14 protein-coding genes are annotated in these 20,958 nt (G+C 47.7%); 3 read left to right on the top strand and 11 right to left on the bottom strand.

Features of this window, described 5'->3' with window-relative positions; genetic code table 11:
• Window positions 1-262: 262 nt before the first annotated feature.
• From ACMXI2_RS11870 to ACMXI2_RS11855, 4 genes are all read right to left on the bottom strand, one after another.
• Window positions 263-2,782 (bottom strand): DUF5686 and carboxypeptidase regulatory-like domain-containing protein, encoded by a 2,520-nt coding sequence (locus ACMXI2_RS11870; protein ID WP_483781800.1) that lies wholly within the window; start codon window positions 2,780-2,782, stop codon window positions 263-265.
• An 80-nt stretch (window positions 2,783-2,862) separates the two neighbouring features.
• Entirely contained in the window at window positions 2,863-3,216 is a 354-nt protein-coding gene (locus ACMXI2_RS11865) for a hypothetical protein (protein WP_483781799.1), read from the bottom strand.
• Between the two features lie 256 nt (window positions 3,217-3,472).
• Window positions 3,473-4,660 carry an O-succinylhomoserine sulfhydrylase gene (locus ACMXI2_RS11860; RefSeq protein WP_483781798.1) on the bottom strand — a complete coding sequence of 396 codons (1,188 nt, stop codon included), beginning with the start codon at window positions 4,658-4,660 and terminating at the stop codon, window positions 3,473-3,475.
• 21 nt (window positions 4,661-4,681) lie between these two features.
• Complete coding sequence (locus ACMXI2_RS11855) at window positions 4,682-5,101, bottom strand: OsmC family protein (protein ID WP_483781797.1); 420 nt, start codon at window positions 5,099-5,101, stop codon at window positions 4,682-4,684.
• A gap of 125 nt (window positions 5,102-5,226) precedes the next feature.
• Here ACMXI2_RS11855 and metX point away from each other — a divergent pair, with 125 nt between their 5' ends.
• Both metX and ACMXI2_RS11845 read left to right on the top strand, forming a co-directional pair.
• Entirely contained in the window at window positions 5,227-6,264 is a 1,038-nt protein-coding gene (gene metX / locus ACMXI2_RS11850; protein ID WP_483781796.1) for a homoserine O-acetyltransferase MetX, read from the top strand.
• A 158-nt stretch (window positions 6,265-6,422) separates the two neighbouring features.
• Window positions 6,423-9,284 (top strand): TonB-dependent receptor, encoded by a 2,862-nt coding sequence (locus tag ACMXI2_RS11845; RefSeq protein WP_483781795.1) that lies wholly within the window; start codon window positions 6,423-6,425, stop codon window positions 9,282-9,284.
• A 73-nt stretch (window positions 9,285-9,357) separates the two neighbouring features.
• Here the strand turns inward: ACMXI2_RS11845 and ACMXI2_RS11840 are convergent, their stop codons facing one another.
• From ACMXI2_RS11840 to ychF, 4 genes are all read right to left on the bottom strand, one after another.
• Window positions 9,358-10,875: a reverse transcriptase family protein gene (locus ACMXI2_RS11840; RefSeq protein WP_483781794.1), complete on the bottom strand. Its 1,518-nt coding sequence runs from the start codon at window positions 10,873-10,875 to the stop codon at window positions 9,358-9,360.
• 437 nt (window positions 10,876-11,312) lie between these two features.
• Window positions 11,313-12,965, bottom strand: a complete 1,653-nt coding sequence (locus ACMXI2_RS11835) for an SWIM zinc finger family protein (protein WP_483781793.1) — start codon at window positions 12,963-12,965, stop codon at window positions 11,313-11,315.
• Between the two features lie 14 nt (window positions 12,966-12,979).
• A complete protein-coding gene (locus ACMXI2_RS11830; RefSeq protein WP_483781792.1) occupies window positions 12,980-16,300 on the bottom strand; it encodes a HEAT repeat domain-containing protein in 3,321 nt (1,106 codons plus the stop codon).
• 168 nt (window positions 16,301-16,468) lie between these two features.
• Window positions 16,469-17,572, bottom strand: coding sequence for a redox-regulated ATPase YchF (gene ychF, locus ACMXI2_RS11825; protein ID WP_483781791.1), 1,104 nt, complete (start codon window positions 17,570-17,572; stop codon window positions 16,469-16,471).
• Between the two features lie 67 nt (window positions 17,573-17,639).
• Between ychF and ACMXI2_RS11820 the strand changes: the two genes are divergently transcribed.
• Window positions 17,640-18,872, top strand: a complete 1,233-nt coding sequence (locus ACMXI2_RS11820) for a nucleoside recognition domain-containing protein (protein WP_483781790.1) — start codon at window positions 17,640-17,642, stop codon at window positions 18,870-18,872.
• A 35-nt stretch (window positions 18,873-18,907) separates the two neighbouring features.
• Here the strand turns inward: ACMXI2_RS11820 and ACMXI2_RS11815 are convergent, their stop codons facing one another.
• The 3 genes from ACMXI2_RS11815 to ACMXI2_RS11805 form a co-directional block, all read right to left on the bottom strand.
• Window positions 18,908-19,405 (bottom strand): PH domain-containing protein, encoded by a 498-nt coding sequence (locus ACMXI2_RS11815; RefSeq protein WP_483781789.1) that lies wholly within the window; start codon window positions 19,403-19,405, stop codon window positions 18,908-18,910.
• Between the two features lie 46 nt (window positions 19,406-19,451).
• Complete coding sequence (locus ACMXI2_RS11810; RefSeq protein WP_483781788.1) at window positions 19,452-19,751, bottom strand: thiamine-binding protein; 300 nt, start codon at window positions 19,749-19,751, stop codon at window positions 19,452-19,454.
• Window positions 19,752-20,091: 340 nt separating this feature from the next.
• Complete coding sequence (locus tag ACMXI2_RS11805; protein ID WP_483781787.1) at window positions 20,092-20,889, bottom strand: FkbM family methyltransferase; 798 nt, start codon at window positions 20,887-20,889, stop codon at window positions 20,092-20,094.
• Window positions 20,890-20,958: the final 69 nt, after the last annotated feature.

Here is a 20,958-nt window from a genome sequence, read left to right as displayed (position 1 = left end):
CAATTGGCACCCTTTTTGAAAATAAGAGAAGCAATATTGTTTAACCCGAAAATGTTATTTTATGAGTATTTACATTACCTACTTTATTTATGCAGTTGTTGGTATCTGGATTTACAGGTTGCTGGCATATTTCTTTGACCAAAAGAAAGAAATAAAGAGCAGGAAGAAATTTTAGAACCGGTTTTGTGAATGATGAGATACGGGGATTTTGTTACCTGGCAAGCAATAACAGGTGGTAACAGGTCCCCGGAATCACTGCCGGTTAGTTTTTAAACTTCACCATATTACCCAGTATACCACCAAAGCCAACCCGGACACCTATACGGGTATCTTCTTTACTCTGATAACCCGCTACCACATCTACCCTGATCATCTTCAGAATATTTTCAATACCTCCAAAAACTTCTACATAGTTATTATCGCCGTTTACATAAAATGCGTTGGCGCCGGCCACCAGGTTCCATTTCAGGCGGTTGAACAATGGAATTTTATTAGTGAGTAGCCCGTTAAAATGGTGCTCCACATTGGCGGTAGCGTAAAACGGAGCGGTAGTACTGTACTGATAATACGGCGCCAGCTGAAAGCTGTTCAGGTACTTCATGTTATAAAATGTCTGGTTACCATTGAAATGCTGGTAATCGGGTATTTGTACGTTCCGGTCGTTCAGGAATCCTCCGGCTCCGATACGGTAGCGGAATTCACCCAGCAATTTAAAGTTCATATTATCCTGAACGGAAAAACTCCATTTGTCGAAATCAACAATACTGTTTGCCACATTGGGTATCCCCTTGCTATAGCCTACTTTGAACGTGGGATATTTGGAGCCGAAAGGAATTTTGCGGTCGGGCAACTCCACAAACTGTTGACCGGGCTGGAAGGTAAAATCCACATCCAGTATCAACGCCTGGTGCCTTTCAAAGGGCACATTCGCCAGCTCATAAGGATGATTGGGCGTGAACTGTTTATGGTCGTTTTTAAAGAATACAAAGTCGGTGGTATTTTCTACCGGGTTCCTGCTTTCATAGGTAGCGCCGAGGGACAGGCGGTCATTGGTCTGGAATGTACGTGTGTAGCGTAGTTTACCAAACCAGTTTTCATAGAGCTTCATATAGTTTTCCTTCAGGAGCAGGGTATAAAACTCATTGGCAATATTATCAATGGGATTATCCTGGTTGAATTGGGAAATGCGCTTCCCTCCTGCCAGCGACCAGTCGTTGCGGCCATAGCGTTTTTGTACTTTACTCCTGTTACTATAGTCAATTTGCGTATAGGCATTGAAGTGAGTATTGCTCAATCCGTACCGCAGAAAAGGGGTGATACGTAAACTGCTTTCTTCCCCGGTATAGATGTTCAGATCGGGCTCCAGTGCAATGACCAGTCCTTCCACGGTGTTATACTTCAATGATTTCAACAGTCCTTTTACGCCGAGGGAATGATATTGTATAGAGCTGTCGCGGCGGAAATAGTATTTATGTTTTACACCGTTCCAGAGTACATCCATTGCTTTCACCGGTTTCTGTTTGCGTTGCAGGGAGTCGAGGTGATAGCGGGAAAAAGAAGAGTCGCGCGCGGCTTTGGCGGTGCTGTCTTTTTCGTGATAATCCTTTACCTCTGCGGTTTCCAGCGGCACCGGCCGGATACTGTCCCAGTAGGTATGTCCCTGCTTGTCAAAAGCGGAGTCATATTTAAGGAAAGTATTATCGAAAAACTTCGGCGGAAAACCAGGATGTACGTTATAGTCGGAATATACGTTGACAAAGCTGCCGCCCATGCGGAAACCAAACCTGTTAAATGATATGTGCATCACCTGGTCTTTTACGCGCCAGATGTCGGCGGTAACGGGTACATGGGTTTGGCGGATCTCCAGTGTGTCCATTAGTTCCAGCTGGTATTCGCTGGTGAGGATCAGGTCTGTGCTGTGAATGCGCCAGTCGTCGTCTGTAATAAAGATATAGCCTGAAAACAGGGGCTCCTGCTTACGGCGGGGAATCACCTGTATTTTATTTACGGTTTTGCCTTCTTCTGTGAAGGTGCCTTCCAGCCGGTATTTGTAATAGGCCAATGCGTTTTCCGCAATGGGAGAAATGTAGCCCCTGGGGCCCATTTGTGTGATAACGGCGGAAACATTGTTATCATAGAAGCTGATGATGGCAGGGAAGCTTAAACCAAAGCCACCACCACTTTTGCGGGAGGAAATTACTTCCAGTTTTATTTTATCCGGCAAGCGTGCCGATATTTTAGTGACAGATTCCGACAGGAATATCATGCCTTTCCCGGTGCTGTCTACCCCCATTTCTTTCTTATCTATTTTCTGTCCCATGAATCTTCCCGGAACATTTTTCATCCCTATAGTGCCTTTGATATAAGACATACAGGTATATTCTTTTACTTGTTCCTGGTAGAAATGCCGTTTCTTAATGGCCTGCCGGATGATGGCATAGGCGGGATCTTCACCATTGGCTTTCACCACCACTTCTTTTATCTGCATATTAACGGGCTGCAGGTGAAAGTCGAGTATCTGCGTAGAGGCGTTTACGTTAAGCGGCAGTTCCGTTCTTTTAAAACCGATATACTGGCAAACCACGGTATACTGACCGGGCGCAAGATCAAGCTGGTATTGGCCGGCAGCGTTGGTAGTAGTGCCGGTGGTAGTTCCTTTTATGAAAACGGTAGCAAATGGAAGCGGCTGATCTTTATCATCCGTTACGCGGCCTTTCACCGCAATAGCCTGGCAGTAACTGGAAATGAAAATGCAAAACAGGGCAGACAGGTAGTTCTTCATATTCCAAATGTAACGGCGAACAGCTTACGGGTTATCTGCGTAACCTGTTTTATCAGAATTTTAACAGCCTGGATAAGTAATCAGGCGGGCCTTTTTTTGGCGCGGATAAACGCAGCAGAACTGGCGGCAAAGCCAGCTACGAGTCCGCCAATGAATGAACTGACTACACCCATAAGCGGCGCACTCCGTACCTTCAAGATCATTTCACTCATACGATTGGCGAGCAGGTGATCATTTCTTACATCCATATAAAAAGCCAGGATCATCCATAACACAAATATGCTCATAAAGGCGCTGAAGAATGATTTAGCCGGTGATAAAGACATCAGCAACGTTACCAGGAAGGCCACGAGCGCTACGCTCCACCAGGGCAGCACCATACCTGCTACATAAGCCAGGAGAAGGATCAGGAGAAAATGGGCAAAGGATTTCATGATTCTAATATAAGTAGAAAAGTTCAAAAAAGAGGAGGGTTAGTCGCAATAAAGGAATTGTTTTCTGAACCTCTTAAAAATCCGCGGGGAAAACACAAGTTGGTCTCTATCCAACGTGATGTCATTTGGGTCGGTACATCGGGATATTCATGCTGATGTTGCGGGGGAACATCCATATGCTGCTACAGGAGCTGACTAAAAAAGTTATGCCGGGTTGTTATCTCGCGTTTCCTTTCAGCCAGCTCCGTGATTATTTTTATTTACTCTTCTCTAATGCCTGTTCTATATCTTCCACTATATCCTTAATATTTTCCAGTCCTACGGAAATGCGTATCAGCCCTGGCGTTATACCGGCAATTGCCCGTTCTTCATCAGAGAGCTTTGCATGGGTGGTGCTGGCCGGATGGGAAGCAATACTGCGGCTGTCTCCCAGGTTAGCGGTAAGCGAAAGGAGCTGTAAGGCATCCAGGAAACGAACGCCCTGTTGCAGGCCGCCTTTCAGCTCAAAGCATACGATACCGCCACCGCCGCTCATTTGCTTCTTTGCAATGTTGTATTGCGGGTGACTGGTCAGCAAAGGATATTTCACTGACAGCAGGTGCGGATTATTTTCCAGGCGCTCCGCCAGTTTCAAGGCGCTGGCCGAATGGCGCTCCATCCTCACGTACAGGGTTTCCAGGCTTTTACTCAGCACCCAGGCGTTGAATGGCGACATGGCCGGGCCGGTGCTTCTGCAAAAAGTATGAATTTCCTTGATCAGTGCTGCCTTTCCAACTACTACTCCACCCAAAACACGTCCTTGTCCGTCGATCCATTTGGTAGCCGAATGGGTGACCAGGTGGGCGCCGCATTCAATAGGACGTTGCAGTACAGGCGTTGCAAAGCAGTTGTCTACGTTCAGAATGATATTGTGCTTGTTGGCGATGCCGGCCAGCAGTTCCAGGTCAATGATCTCCAGACCGGGATTGGACGGCGTTTCCACAAAGATCATCCGGGTATTGGGCTTTATCATGGCTTCAATACCGGCGGGATCTGTCATATCGAAATAAGAAGTTTCAATACCCCATTTAGGCAGGAACTTCGTGATCACGGTGTGGGTGGATCCAAAGATAGAGCGGGCAGACAGCAGGTGGTCGCCGGCTTTGAGCAGGGCCATGAAGCTGGCAAAAATAGCGCTCATACCCGATGCGGTGGCATACCCGGCTTCTCCCCCTTCAAGGGCGCACATCTTCTGTACAAATTCGTCTACATTGGGATTGCTGAAACGGCTGTAGATATTAAAGTCTGTTTCATCCGCGAAGGTAGCGCGCATTTCTTCTGCATTGTCAAAACAAAAACTGGAGGTCAGGAACATGGGTACGGAATGTTCCATCTGGTCCGTTTTTGGCGTCTGCATTCTTACCGCATTGGTATCCGGTTGGTATTGATGTCTATCTTTGCTCATGGATATGGTAATTACAGCATTTTAAGCGTTCAGTTTCACTTCCCAGGTCAGTTTGGTATTACCCTGACGCAGGGTTTCCGCTACAGAACAATATTTGTTCATAGACAATTCTACAGCGCGTGCTGCTTTATCGGGATCAATATTACCTTTGAAATGAAATACCAGGTGAGCCGTTTCCCAGAGAGAAGGTTCTTTTCCTTTTTCTCTTTCTGCCTCTATTTCAATACGAAAATCTGTTACTTCCTGGCGTTGTTTCTTCAGGATCATCATCACATCAATGGCAGAGCAACCACCCAGGCCCATGATCACCATTTGCATAGGTCTTACTCCGTTATTCTTACCGCCATTTTCCAGAGATGAGTCCATCAGTACTTTGTGGCCGCCTTCATCTACTGCCTCCATATTAAATCCGTCATCTACTCTTTGTAATGCTATCTTCATGATTATTAGGTTATCTTCAGCAAAGATAAAATAAAACCATCAGGATTTATGCAGTGGCCGTCATTCCTCCCTAATTCGTAATTCATCGGCTGTATTTTGCAATTTTTAATTCTGATATTGTAGTTTTGCGCAAATTCGAAGAAGCATTGTCGGCAAAGGTATTTCACAGTCAAACAGCATTCCGGTTAGAATCCGGGGAAGTATTACCGGGATTACATATCGCGTATCATACATATGGTACGATGAAAGAAGATAGCAGTAATGTGGTTTGGGTATGTCATGCCTTAACCGCCAACAGTGATGCGGCTGACTGGTGGACCGGTTTAATTGGTCCCGGCAAAGCGATTGACCCTGCCAGGCACTTCATTGTGTGCGCCAATATTATTGGCTCCTGTTATGGCAGCAGCGGGCCTCATACCATTAACCCGGAAACCGGGCATCCGTGGTACCAGCAATTCCCTGCCATCACCATCCGCGATATGGTACAGGCGCATATCCTGCTCAGGCAGCACCTGGAAATTCCCCGTATCCACCTGTTGATCGGCGGTTCTATGGGTGGTTACCAGGCCCTGGAATGGTCGTTGCAGGAACCGGCTATTATCGACCGTCTGTTCCTGTTATGTACCGGAGCCGCGGAAAGCGCCTGGGGTATTGCCATTCATACGGCGCAGCGACTGGCTATTGAAGCGGATGATACCTGGAAAGACAACTACCACAGCGCGGGGTCTAAGGGGTTGAAAGCCGCCAGGGCTATCGGTATGCTTACCTATCGCAATTACCAGACCTTTGTGCGCGCCCAGTCCGATGAAGATAAAGAGAAGACCGATAATTTCAGGGCTTCTTCCTATATCATTTACCAGGGCGACAAGCTCGTAAAACGTTTCAATGCACAGTCGTACTGGCTGCTCACAAAAGCAATGGACAGTCATAATATTGCCCGTGGCCGGCATGAAGATATTACTATTACTCTTTCCCATATTCAGCAACCTACCCTGCTGATAGGTATCAGCAGCGATATTCTGTGTCCGCCGGAAGAACAGCAGTTTATGGCCGCACATCTGCCACATGCTACTTATCATGAAATAGATTCTTCGTACGGGCATGATGGTTTCCTGATAGAATTTGAGAAAATCGGGAACATATTACAGGAATGGATGCAATAACAGCGCATTGATTTTTAAGGTATTATAAGAAGATAGATGCAGCAGGGTCATCCTGCTGCATCTTTATTTTAATCCCCCACACTCCCGATGGCTATATGCGGTTTTTTTTCGTTATATTTATTTAAACCGAGTCTAAACCTTTTATAAATCCATCGTGTATGAGAAGCATTCTAATCAAAGCCTTCATTGGCTGTCTGGTGCTTTTATTATCCCTGACCCAGATAATTTCGGCCCAAAACTCTGTCTCTATTAATGGTACTGTACGCGAAAAAGGTTCCGGCAATGTCATGCCTGGTGTAACCGTAGCAGTTAAAGGCTCCAATACCGGTACTATCACCGGCAGCGGAGGCGCCTTCACCCTCAGAACCACACATGCGTTCCCGTTAACACTGGTGTTCTCCTACGTAGGCTTTAAAACGGAGGAGCAGCAAATTTCTTCCGCCACTGATAAAGTGGCGATAGAACTCACCTCCACTGAGATCCTCGGCCAGGAAGTAGTGGTTGCCGCCAGTCGTACACAGGAAAGCATCCTCCAGTCGCCGGTGTCTATTGAAAAGCTGGACGCCCGCGCCCTGAAAGCCTCTCCCGCACCTTCTTATTATGATGCGCTGGCTAACCTCAAAGGCGTTGAAATGAGCACCCAGAGCTTAACATTTAAATCAGTGAACACCCGCGGCTTTAACAGCAATGGCAATACCCGCGTGCTGCAACTGAATGACGGAATGGACAACCAGGCGCCCGGCCTCAATTTCGCGGTGGGCAACATGGTGGGTATTCCTGAAGTGGACCTCGACAACATGGAACTCATTCCCGGCGCAGCCTCCGCACTGTATGGCCCCAATGCCCTCAACGGGATCCTGCTGATGAACAGCAAAAACCCTTTCCAGTACCAGGGATTAAGCGCCCTCGTAAAAACCGGCTTCCTGAATGATGCAGGCCGCTCTACCGCCACTACCGGCTATTACGACGTATCTGTACGTTACGCACATGCCTTTAGTGATAAGGTGGCCTTTAAGCTGAACGTAGGCTATTTACAGGCGAAGGACTGGCAGGCATATGATCACCGGGATCAGAGCCTGGCAAACGGTCATACCCTCGAAAATGGTACCCGCGCCAATAATGAAGGCTATAATGGGGTGAATGTGTATGGAGATGAGAATACGGTAAATATGTACACCGGCCTGAAACCTTCCCTGATGCCGCAAATGGTTGCATTGTCGCAGCAACTGGGAGGCGCCCTCACAGCGGATCAGTTATATAACGCTATCCTGCCCCCGCAGAATATGTCGAACGTAACCCGCACCGGTTACAACGAAGCGGACGTAGTAGATTATACCACTAAAAACCTGAAACTGAATGCAGCATTGCATTACCGGCTAACTACCAATCTTGAAGCTATTTTGCAGGGCAGCTATGGTTCCGGTACTACCGTATACACGGGAGCTGACAGGTATTCCCTGAAAAACTTCAACATGGGTCAGTATAAAGTGGAATTGAAAAGCCCCGACTTCTATGTAAGATTATACACAACGCAGGAAAGGGCGGGCGACAGCTACGCTGGTGGTACGCTGGCTTCCGGTATCAATGAAGCCTGGAAAACCAGCCAGCAGTGGTATACCGAATACTTCGGTACTTACGGACTTGCCGCGGGCAATCTTTTTAAAACAACTTTTACCAATAACCTCGGACAAGGAATCCCTGCCGCATTTGCTGCTGCCCAGGCGGCAGTTCAGTCGCAACAGGCCAATTTCATCGGCGCTGCCAGAACCAACGCCGACAAGGGCCGCCTGATTCCCGGCACACCGGAGTTCGATGCCGCCGCTGATAAGGTGAAGAATAAACCCATCCCCGGCGATGCTTCCGGTGTAGGCGCTAAGTTTACCGATAAAACCAACCTGTATCAGGCAGAGTTCATGTACAACTTTCATAACCTGATTCACTTTGCAGAAATACTGGTAGGCGGTAACTATCGCCGCTATGCGCTAAACTCCGAAAAAACACTGTTTGCTGTAGACGACAACGGCGATGAATTCCGTATCAATGAATATGGCGGCTATGTGCAGATCATGAAAAAGATAATAGAGGATCATGTGAAACTGACCGGCTCCCTGCGGTATGATAAGAACATGAACTTTAAAGGTCAGTTCAGCCCACGTTTGTCGGCTGTATATACCTTCCTCGGTACGCACAATATCCGCGCTTCCTATCAAACAGGTTTCCGTATTCCGCACAACCAGGATCAGTATATCGATCTTGTAACGCCGCAGGCGCACCTGATCGGTGGGTTACCTTTCCTCCGCGAACGTTATGGTTTGGATAAAGGACCGGTATTCTCTCTCCAGTCGGTACAGGCGGGCGCTCCCAAGCAGTATGTTTTCCGTGAATTCCTCCCGGAAAGGATCCAGGCATATGAAATCGGTTATAAAGCAGTGATCGCAAAACAATTGCTGGTGGATGCTTACATCTATAAAAATGATTTCAAAAATATGAATGGTACGCAGGTGCTGGTGCAGCCAACCGCCGATCCTGCAAAAAACAATATCTTCTCTGTGCCGGTAAGCGCCACAGAAGTTGTACATTCCTGGGGATGGGCATTGGGACTGGATTACAGCCTGCCGCTTAATTTCACTGCAGGTGGTAACATCTCTTATAATGAACTCACCAATGAAAAAGACCTGGGCTCATTCATGACCATGTACAATACACCCAAGGTGCGCTACAGCCTGAATTTTGGTAACCGCAACATTGCCAATTCCAATTTTGCTTTTAATGTATTATGGAAATGGCAGGAGTCCTTCATATGGCAATCATCTTTTGTGGGTCCTAATTTAAATGCTGCCGGTTTGAGTGAAATCCCGGCCTATGGCACACTGGATGCGATGGTGAGCAAGTTTTTCCCGAAGGCTAAAACCACCGTAAAACTGGGCGCAGCCAATATCCTGAACAAAAAATATGTGCAGTCGTGGGGTAATCCTACTATAGGCACACAAGGCTATATTTCTATCGGTTATAATTTATAAAAGAAGAAGCCCCGGATACTGTTTTCTGATCAGAAAATAATACCCGGGGCTTTTTATGTTTGTTAACTTCTTGCTATACTACATCCCACCAGGGTTTGTTTGATGAGGTGGTTGGATTGTTGAGTGGTGTGGCATTTACCGGTGGCGTAATTTTTTTAGCCGTGCTTTCTCCTGTCCACAAGCCACGGGCTTCTGCTTTAATATCTTCCCTTTGTAACAATGCGCCCAGCGTGGCTTTCAGTTTTGCGCCCAGCGCTGGTTTTACCATGTATACAAAGTTGGCGTAGCCTTCCATGCTGCTGATAATATTTTTTCCTTTGCCCCAGCTTTTGTTGGCTAAACCGGTTTTCTCCACCTGGTGCAGCAGCGCGCGGAATTTACGCAGGGTAGTCCGGTCCAGGCTCAGCTTTTCATTTACCACGATGCCCGTTACTTCGTGCTTATCTCCTTTACGCATCACCTTTAGTTTATCCGGGTGGATGGTAAAGCCTTCTTCCTTTACAAACATTTTCACCGCGCGCAGTAACTGCCCTGCTTTATCTGCAGCGGGTCCTTTGGCGGAAAAAGTCATGTCGTCCGCATACCTCGTATAGGCGTACCCGTATTTTGCTGCCAAACCTGCAAAACGCCTGTCCAGCTTATAACAGATCAGGTTTGTAATAGCGGGGCTGGTAGGGGCTCCCTGCGGGAGATGCCTGGCTGTTTTAGCCACATAATATTTGCGGCCATCGAGCAATACTTCATCTACTTCGGGTTCTGTACAAATAAGCGCCAGTATGGTAGCTACCTGTTCGGCGTATCCGAGTTTACAGAATAATCCTTTTACACGTTTGTATGCAATGGATGGGAAGAAGTCGCGCAGATCGATGTTGATCACGATATCCTGACCGGTATGTGGCGCAGCGTTGGTGACAATGGATCTACCCGGTACGAAGCCGTGGGCAGATTCATCATTTTTTATTTTATAGAGAATATTTTCCAGGATCCAGTGTTGTGCGGCTTTCAGCTGTGGCATGGGCGCAGAAATGGTACGGGCGCCACCGGATTTTTTTGGGATCTGAAAACGTTGATAGTGTGTATGATGCCCCACTTTACGGTTAAAAGATAAATACCTCAGTTTGCCGATGGTGATTCCCATCGCGGTAGCTAATGCGGTAGCGTCGGCCCATACGGGTAGTCCGAACTTCTGCAGTTGCGCTACATCCGGCGTCACTTTATTTAAGCCGGCAGATACTTCTTCACCGAGATATACAATCTGCTGCTCTTTGGTGTTGGCCCATGCCGCTGCTCTTTCTTTCCGGGCAGTTTCGCGGCGTTGTTTTGTTTCTTCTCTTTTCAGTTTGGCTTTTGCCATGCGGGCCTTGCGCATGTCTTCCAGCATTGCCCGCTTGTTGCGGTATTTCTGCCGCTCGCTGAGAAGATCGTTCAGTTGCCGGCGCACCTCATTTTCCTTCTGGATGAGGGTAGCCGCCGGTGAAGGCTGCGCAACGTTTTCGGCCCAGAAACCCAGGCGTGTCATTTCCTGTAATATATATTCCTCTTTGGAGGATGCACGTATCTTATCGTACAGTTGTTGACGGGTTAAGGACATGATAAATATGTTTGTATTTATTCAGTTTCATGACTTTGATAACGGAGTTTATCCGTAATAAATATCAGGGCGTCTTAAAATAAAAGGAGGTGGAAAATGGCCGGCGGTGCAGCCCTGCTGAGAGGGGAAAACAAAATTCTGTAAAGAGGAAAAGGCCTTCGTGCAAGCCATTGACTAAATCAATCAACTCCAGGGAGGGGCCTACTGTACGCATATTTCAGCCCCCGGGGCTTCTACTGGAAATATGCGTACAGTAGGCCCCTCCCAAAGTAAAGATTGCATTTAGTGAAGCATGTATAGTCAGAATACCTGAATGACGAAACATCATTCGTCCCTTTTCGGGCGCAAGTGCAATCAATTCCTCTTTACAAAGATCTTTGTTATTAACGAGTCAGCAAGGTAGAAAATAATTTCCGGAAATAAAACACCTCCTTAAATTAATTTACCGCTTTATTTTCCGAATGCGCTATACGCAGTGCCAGCATGTGTTCGCACGGCCCCTTGTATAATTTATTCGTACTGTAAAAATTACAATCGCAGTGCGCATTACTCAATCTTTCATCCGCGTCAATGGTAATAACGGGATGGTATATACGTTGCGCCCCTTTTATATTTCCTTTCAGTTGCAAACCTACTCCCGGGATGTCGGTAGCGGTTAGTTCTACCTTACCGGCCTGCACCAGTTTCGTGGCTTCGCCTTCCTGCGGATTGGCAAAACGCAGCTGGTCCAGCGGCAGTGGTTCACGGCTCAATTCACGAAGGCGGTAAAAGCCGGTGTGCAGATCGTAAATCACCTTGCCTGCCTGGGTATAAATTCCCAGGGCGCCCAGTACCGTAGCCCTATCCAGACCGGTGGCCGCCATAATTGTTTCCGGTTTGGCCATCCACCTGGTTCTCAGGTCTTCATAAACGGTGAGCTTTGCCAGGTCGTTTACCTCTGCTCTTGGCGCCATGAGGTCAAACTGCCCGGCGCGCGACCAGTCGTTGGCGGTCCATCCGCTAAGCCCCAGTGTAAACTGCATATCGCCGAGATCCGCCACATAAAAGGATGGCAGCCCGTTGCCGGTAAGATGCACGGTAAATTTCTTTGCAATTGGAATCAACCTCTCCAGGATCAGCAACCGTCTTCTCCCCCATATCCTGATTTCCCTGCTTTGCGGGCCGGTGTATAACGATCTCGCACATACGATTTCCTGGTTCCACGGTTCAAACACGGCACGTACGGGTTTGCCGGGTTCCAGTATAAAACGGATGGAACGGGGACCGCGTTTTTCTTTGAACCGCCGCAGCCAGGAACAGAAATTATATACATCCATCGGATGCAGATCAAACGTTGCCGCGGGCAGCGTCATCGCAGAGCTTACCTGCAGAAATCCCCGTACCCAGCTATCCGGCAAGTCGATCTTTACTTCATGATACAATTCCTCCTGTGAGGTTTGTACCTGGAAGCCTCCCGGGTCAATCTTAAAATCTGTTTCCTTATAATCGCGGATCTTCTGGAACTCGTTATATAAAGAGGCGGAATAATCAATGTTGGTAGTACCGCATTCAAACTCGTTCACTTCTTTGAAAACATTATAACTGGCGCTCAGCTTTCCGTAGGTAGATTCGTCCTGGCTGAAACATTCAAAAAACAGTTCATCCGGATGTACGCTGATCACCGGGTCCAGCACAAACCATGCGTCGCGGTCCTTCTGGTATAAATAATCGAAATAATGTTTGCGGGCTTTATAAAACGGGGCCATCACTTTGTCCTGCTCCTGGTAAATACTGTTGAGTTCTCCCCTCAGCGCCTCTATCCGCTGATCAGCGGCCTGCATATCATAGCCGTTCATGAATTCGGCCAGCCACACTGTTTCCTGCTGAGCCGCCCATTCCTTATAAGCTGTTTTATCTTTCGGTTTAAAGCGCAAATCAGATACCACTACATCATGCAGGGCCGAGATGGCTTCCCGGAAGGCTATTTTTTTATGCAGCTTGCCCACAAAAAAAGTGGGATCACGACGGGTATCCGGTGCAAAGGAAATGCCTGCAGCTGTGGCATTGCTGTACACGTTGGAGTTTCCGCTGTATCTGTAATTGAATAACATAAATGGATTACTTTTTAGGATACTCTAATCGCTGTTGGCACTATTTTAACAGGCAGCTCTACGGCATACCGTTCCTGTATACTGCGCATGATGGCGATACAGCGGGCTTTGTCGCCAATGGCTACCGTAGCGGATATATGCGCAATAATATGACCGATGTAAGTGGCTGCTTCCGTGGATTTCATGGCTTCCTTCTCCAGGAATACAAAGATCCTTTCCTTTGCGGCGCGGGCTTTATTTACCCGGCTCAGTACCACCCGGAAATAATGTTCCAGCTCCTGCAAAAACACCAGGTTGCCGGCAGCATATTGCTGCAGGTAGTTGGTGGCAAATAGCTGCATGCTTTCACTTGGGTGCTGGCTTAGTTTCAACAGGTAAGTTTGTCCGTCCTGCTCGCGGAAAAAGCGCAGCAGCAATTCCCTGCCAAATGCCTGTATATCGGGGCGTACGCTGTCGGCCACTGCCACCAGCGTTTCCGGCGACCAGTCGTTATCAGTAAACTGCATCCGGAAAAACTCCATTGCTTCCTGCCTGGTGTCGTCCCATTTTGCATCCAGCATGCCGATGGCAGCATCCCTTTCAAAACGGATACGCGCCGCGTTATTATAATAGAAATGCCAGCTCCACTCCCTTACTTTCAACAACTCGTGGTTACCGGCCGCAATTACCTGTTTCAGGGATAACGCCGATGCCGGGATATATTTATCCAACACCAGTAATCCGAATTGCTGTGCCGACCTGTAGTTGGCGTATAGCAGGCGTAAAGCCGTAGCGGTGTCGATGTCCTGCAGATAGTCTGCCAGCTCATTGCTGAGGGTAGCTTCAATATCCGCATGCATACCTTCGGCGGTTTCCTTACGCATGAGCAACGGCACCAGTTCATTGACCAGGTAAACGGCGAGGCGTTTATCCTGCTGCACCAACCGGCTGATGAGCGGACGCACCGCATTACGTACATCCGTGTACGTACTTAATAATATATGGAGTACCAGTTCCGGTCTTCTCAATAATTCATCCGTGCCCATTGCTTCCAGCACTTTCACGCCGGCGGTTCTTACCGGCTGGAACTCATTGCTGATAAGGCGCTTCAGCATAGCGTCTGATACTTTACTGAAGTTAAACTGTCCCTGTTTCAGGAGCAGTAACCTCGCGGCGAAAGCCTGACTGGCGGGCACCGGGCTTTGCAGCAATGCTTCTATATCCGGCATACCCGTTTCCGTTAGTGCCTCCCGGCAATATTGTTCCAGGATATCGCAGCCGTCATTGAGGTTTTCATTACCTGCGGGCGTGGATGTTTCCAGCGCCAGCAATGCGGTAACTGCTTTTGCGCAGAGGATCCTCATTTTCTCCGGTGATAAATACCCGGGGCTGAGTTTTTTACGGACAAAATCACGCACCTCTTTATACGGTGAGAATATCAGCTGCATGAGGAAATCCATGTCTGCAAAGCAAACGGCTTCATTGTCGCTGATCCACTGCAGGCCCTGTATGCGGGCCAGTTCCAGTGGGCTCATTACCAGTATATATAATAACCGCAACGATGGATTGGCGGGATCGTATCTTTCTTTGGCCAGTTCCAGGCCGAACATAGATGGAATGGAGAATGCGTTGGCGAGGAGTCCGGCAATCACGCCTTCATCCATTTTATCTTTCAGGGCATTGTAATCCGGGTGGGCTTTCAGTTGCTCCATCGCAAAGATGTGAATCACTTCCATGCGGGCAGATACCAGCAGCTGGATAAAAGCCTGTGGTAACTTTTGCCATAGCGGCAGGAAAGGTACGTCGCCTGCCGGTTTTGCGGGCGCCGGCGTGGCTTTATACTCAGGTGGAACAGCGGATGCGGTTAAGTTCTTCTCCCCACCCAGCCAGCCGAAGAGTTTTTTCAGGAGGCCGCCTTTGTCATTCGCGGCGTCGGGGTTATTACCAGGTACCGGTTTCCTTTGTCCCTGTGCGTTAGGCGTTCCCTGGTCTTTGAAAACCCATTCCCTGCGGTTGGCTGTCAGTTGCAGGTTTGCGGCGTTTCCGCGGAGGATATAGTTGAGGTATACCAACCTGGAGTTGGCCGGGAACTGCCGGTAGAAGTCCACATAACGGCCATTTACCCAGGTATATTCCCGGGTCTGGTATTCTTTGGCTGCGTCCCTGCTTTCTTCATATTGCAGCAACAAGGCGGTAGCGAGACGAACGTAATGGTCGTCATCCTGTTCCCCGAACTGCCGCAGGTTGCGAAATACGCGGTAGTGAAGGTAGTTACGGGTCCTGTCTGAAAATGCAACTCTACTGGTGGGCTTTTTCAGTTCCTTATCTGCCTGTAAAGATTCTTCCAGTTCGTGTATGTAGGTGGCAGGAACAAATGGTTTATCGTTGTAATCTATTCTTGTACCCGGATTCCTGAACATGGCATCTTCCCTTTCAAAGCGTGCGGCCAGGATGGCAACGATTCCCTGGTCGCCACGCAGTTCCGCCTGTTTGAAGATATGGCGGATATGCCGGAACCAGGAGGGCCTGAAAGGCAGGTGCATGAGGAGGTTGCCGATGGCAATCCTTACCGCGGGTTGTTCAAAGGCTACGATGTATAAGTCTTCCAGCAAAGGATAGCTTTGCTCCTGTTGTGTGATCACCCGTTGCTGCAGCAGTGCCAGCAGTTCTTCCGTATTTCCTTTGGCAACTGCCTGCTGGAAAACTTCGGGTAGCCGTTGGAGGTAGGAACGTACATGTTCCGCGCGCGCTTCCGGCGGCAGTACGAGCAACAGGCCATTGGCGGCCAGCATCCGGATGTTCAGCGGGCGGGAGCTGTTATCAGCATAAGAGCGGAGTACCGGGGCCGCGGCGGGGTCGCCCGACTTGCCCAGCGCCCAAAGGGCTGCATAGCGTTGCAGTCCGTCGCCTTTCTCCACCAGTTTGATCAGGTAAGGAACTGCTTCCTTTATCTTTTCTTCCCCGGCCCGCCATATTACGCGGGAAGTTCCCCAGGCAGTTTTAAAGCTGCTTTTCCCTTCCACGGCATCCTGTAATCTTTTCAGGATGGCACGGTGCTTCACATTTTCCACGAGGGTAGTGTCTACCGGTGTAAACGACAGATCCTGAACAGCTTCCTGTTCTCCCAGATAACCTTTACTTCTTTTTTCTTTTTCAAGGCCATCGAATATGGTGGTGGCGGCAGATAATGTTACGGGGCTTACTGTTTTGGTGCCATCTTTCAGCGTACCAAAGCGTTTACCATATCTGAAGTTAACAATATACTGTTCCGGGCCAACCTCACAAAGATCGATTTCATAGGTCTTATCCGAATTTCCTTCCCGGAAAAAGAGTTTTACGTTCCTGACAATACGCATGAGCTAACATTAAAAATAGGTGGCTAAGCTAATAAAAGAATTTTAAATTCGGAGCGCGGGGGTTATATAATTAATATATGCATATACGTTAGGGGTAACATAGCAACGGGCCGGATGGCCGGCCCGTCTTTTTGTTGTAACCTTCATGGATTTTATCCAGAAGTATTTTTAAACGTTAAAACGGAAGTGCATTACATCTCCGTCGGCAACGATGTATTCTTTACCTTCAATACGCAGGCGGCCGTTATCACGGGCAGCAGCTTCAGATCCGTATTTCACGTAATCTTCGTAGGCAATTACTTCTGCTTTAATGAAGCCTTTCTCAAAATCGGTGTGGATTACGCTGGCAGCCTGTGGCGCTTTCCAGCCCTTATGGATAGTCCAGGCACGTACTTCCTGCACGCCGGCAGTGAAGTAAGTGATCAGTTCCAGCAGGTTATAGGCAGAACGGATTAAGCGGTTCAATCCGGGTTCAGTGAGACCATATTCTCCCAGGAACAATTCTTTATCGGCCGGATCTTCCATTTCAGAGATCTGTGCTTCGATGGTGTTGTTCATGATAATTACCTGTGCATTTTCTGCTTTCACAGATTCCTGGAGGGCCTGGGAATATTTGTTACCGGTGTGAAGGGAAGCTTCATCTACGTTGGCTACATAGAGTACTGGCTTTTCGGTGAGCAGGAACAGGTCGGCAATGGCTGCCCGTTCTTCTTTGTCAAGACCGAGTTCGCGGACATTACGGCCTTTCTGCAGGTGTTCCTGGCATCTTTTCAGTATTTCAAATTCGATCTTTGCTTTTGGATCGCCACCGGTTTTAGCCATTTTCTCGGTGCGGGCTACTTTACGTTCCACGCTGTCGAGGTCTTTCAGCTGTAATTCGGTATCAATGATTTCCTTATCGCTGACAGGGTTGATGTCGCCTTCTTCGCGGAGAATATTTTCATCTTCAAAGCAGCGGATCACGTGCACGATGGCATCTACCTCACGGATGTTGGCCAGGAACTTGTTTCCCAGGCCTTCCCCTTTGCTGGCGCCTTTTACCAGGCCGGCAATGTCTACAAACTCGATGGTGGTAGGCAACACCCGGTCAGGCTTTACCAGCTCTGCCAGTTTGTGCATACGTTCGTCTGGTACGTCCACCTGGCCAACGTTAGGTTCTATAGTACAGAAGCGGTAGTTACTGGCCTGCGCCTTAGCGCTGTTGCTCACCGCATTAAATAAAGTCGATTTTCCTACATTCGGCAATCCTACAATTCCAACTTGCAAAGCCATTTTTTAAAATTTGCGCAAAGATAGGTTTATTTTAGTTTATTTGTTGATTGAATAAACCAATAATCTAATGGCATTAAACTACGTATGGCTGGGATTTTTTCTTATTGCATTTGTTGTAGCACTTTTCAAGTCAGTAGTTTTACATGATGCGTCTATTTTCGGGGAGATCATGAACGGCATGTTTGCCAGTGCCAAAACCGGTGCGGAGATCTCCCTGGGGCTGGCCGGCATTATGACTTTATGGCTGGGCATCATGCGGATTGGCGAGGTGGCCGGGATGATCAACCGGTTTTCCAGGCTGGTAAACCCTTTCTTTTCCAAACTGTTCCCGGAGGTGCCCAAAGGGCATCCGGCGATGGGGTCCATGATGATGAACTTCTCCGCCACCATGCTGGGGCTGGATAATGCGGCCACGCCAATGGGACTGAAGGCCATGAAGGAGCTGCAGGAAATCAATCCGCGGCCCGAAGAGGCCAGTAATCCGCAGATCATGTTCCTGGTACTGAATACTGCCGGCGTAGTGCTGATCCCGACTTCTGTTATTGCGCTGCGACTGGCAGCAGGCGCGGCTAACCCGGCAGACATCTTCATCCCTACCCTGATATCCACGTTCATGGCCTTTATCATGGGGATGTTTGTTGTTTCCATCTACCAGAAGATCAATCTTTTTAAATTACCTGTACTGATATTCCTGGCCCTGTTTGCAGGGATTATGGCTGCTTTATGGTTTTGGGTACGTAGTTTACCTCCTGCGGAGATAGGCCCTAAAACGGCTTCCCTCGGTGGTGCGATCATTTTCAGCATCGTCATTATTTTCCTGGTAGCAGGGATCGTAAAAAAGATCAACGTATATGATGCCTTTATTGAGGGGGCAAAAGAAGGATTCCAGGTATCTGTGAGGATTATTCCTTACCTGGTAGGGATGCTGGTAGCGATCAGCGTATTCCGGACCACCGGTTGCCTGGACTATATCACCAATGGAATTGGGCTGCTGTTTGCGGCAATGGGGTTCAATACGGATTTTGTACCTGCCCTGCCGGTGGCCTTTATGAAGCCGCTGAGTGGCGGAGGCGCCCGCGCGTTGATGGTGGATATCCTGAAAACGCACGGACCGGATTCTTTCGTGGGCAAACTGGCCAGCATTATACAGGGTACCACAGAAACCACCTTTTATGTACTGGCGGTGTACTTTGGCTCGGTAAATATCAAGCTTACACGTTACGCCCTGGCAGCCGGACTGATTGCCGACTTCTTTGGAATGCTCTGCGCAATATTACTCGGATATCTCTTCTTTCATTAAATAATAAGTGGTATTACAGCGGCTTCCGGCTATTTTTAAGCTGGTACGTTAATGGTGGCGTTCACCCGCTTTACAAAATCATCTGCACCGGTAGGGCTGATCAGCCATTTCCTGTTGAGTGATTCTATCAGCACCAGGTTTTCCCGGCTGGTACACCAGCGCTGGTACTTCCCTATTTCACTGGAACGGTAAGTACCGAGGTACCCGAAAATGCCTCCTACTCCCAGTAAGCGGGAGCTTGTGCCGAGGTCTTCTTCCGTAATGCTTCTCAGCCTTACCACATCTTCCAGCCGGATAGTTATGCTATGCAGCGGTCGCTTGATAAGTATAGTCGTAGCTGTTAGGATATAATACCTGGGACTCAGGCACCAGGCCACCAGGATGGCTGGCACCAGGATAAACAAAAACATGGTAGTGGTAACGGCATCATGCGAAACATCCGTCATCTGTCTGCATAAAAACACTAGTGTGATAATGATGACCAGGTTTGTTACAATCTTCGAGTTATCATCCAACGGGGCGGCGTATCTCATAATTATGGCTCTCCTTTAGTTCGGTGAGTAAGGTAAAAAAAAATGGTTATATGCTGTCATACTTCCCGGTTTTTTCTTCAATGGTAACATCTCCGTCTTTTCTTATCTGCATTTTTATATACACTAGTAACTGGGATGCACCGGCCTTAAAACATACTTCCTGGGTTTTACGCACTACTTCCATCAGCTCATCATAGGTTCCTTCCATCACTGTTTCAAAAGGACATACCCTGTATTTTACACCGGAATCTTTAATCACAGCAATGGCTTCGTCTACTACCACGTATACCTGTTCTGAAGGCACTGAAGGAATGATTTGCAGTGCTAAATTGATCTTATTGCTCATCTTTCTACTATTTTTTAATTTTATGGTTATCAATTGATTTAAACAACATATCTACAGTGATGGTTCAATTAAAACCCACTTTTTCAGGATGTAATTTACTACGAATAGTGGGAAACAGGCTGCATAAGTTATAGTATCACTTTAATTAAATCTATCAATATTTTAATTATCAATAACTAAAGAAGAAATATTTTACCCGGTTTTCATTATTTAAAATCATTGTGTATTTCATTATACATAACAAATAAAGAACATCTGTCCAACCCGCATAAAGCAGTAAAACTACAAAAGGCAATACACAAATGAACATGTATTGCCTTTATCACCATAAAGAGACTGATTATATTTTTGTAGCCAGGTAGTTAAACTGGTCTATCTGGTCGAAAGTAAAATTGGCCAGGGAGCTCAACTTATCATTTACAGTATTGTCACCTTCATAGCGCTCAAAAATGATACGCAGGTGTTCGGCCTTGCTTATAAAATTCCGCGCCCCTTCCAGCACTTCTGTCTCCATTCCTTCCACATCCAGCTTTATAATGATTTTACTGCGCAGATCAAATCCCAGTTCGGGGATCAGGTCATCGAGTTTTTCAATAGGGATATTACCTTCCTTGTCGTTATCCCTGTCGATATAACTTGACCCGGTAACAGTACTCATAATGTTGAAGTTCACCTTCTCCTGTTTACTACCAAGGCCGCAGGCATAAAGTTTCACCTTATCTTCCACATGATTAAGCCTGATGTTTTCCTGAATGGCTTTGTAATTTACGGGTTCAAAGGCAGCACAGCGTATTCCTTTTCCGGCCAGCCAGATATCATACTCCCCGATACAGGCGCCAATATCAATAAAGCCATCGATGTTGCCGTTTTCCACCTGCTCCTTGAGGAAGTCGCGCACCCGCTTCTCGTAGGCGTAATTGATAAACTGAAAGTCGGTAGTACCTCTGCGGATCCGGAAAAGCCCCATCGCTGATTTTGCCTTCCATTCGCTCAGAGAGGGTTTGTTTAAGAAAACGAGTTTAAGGGACGCCTGAAGGGATTTCCAGTCGTTATACCGGATATACTCACTGAAATAGGCAAGATACTGCCTGTACTTGGATAAATTCTTCCAGGAAGGATAATAGGCTTGATCTTTCATAACTTAGGGGATTTAGACTGAATTTAAACCTAAAAAAGGATAACAGCAAGCCTCTGCCAGCCGTTACCC

It is taken from the genome of Chitinophaga sp. G7 BAM 1005 (assembly GCF_057126945.1).
Note: the sequence above shows the minus strand (reverse complement) of the source record. Positions and strands in the feature narration are given on the sequence as shown.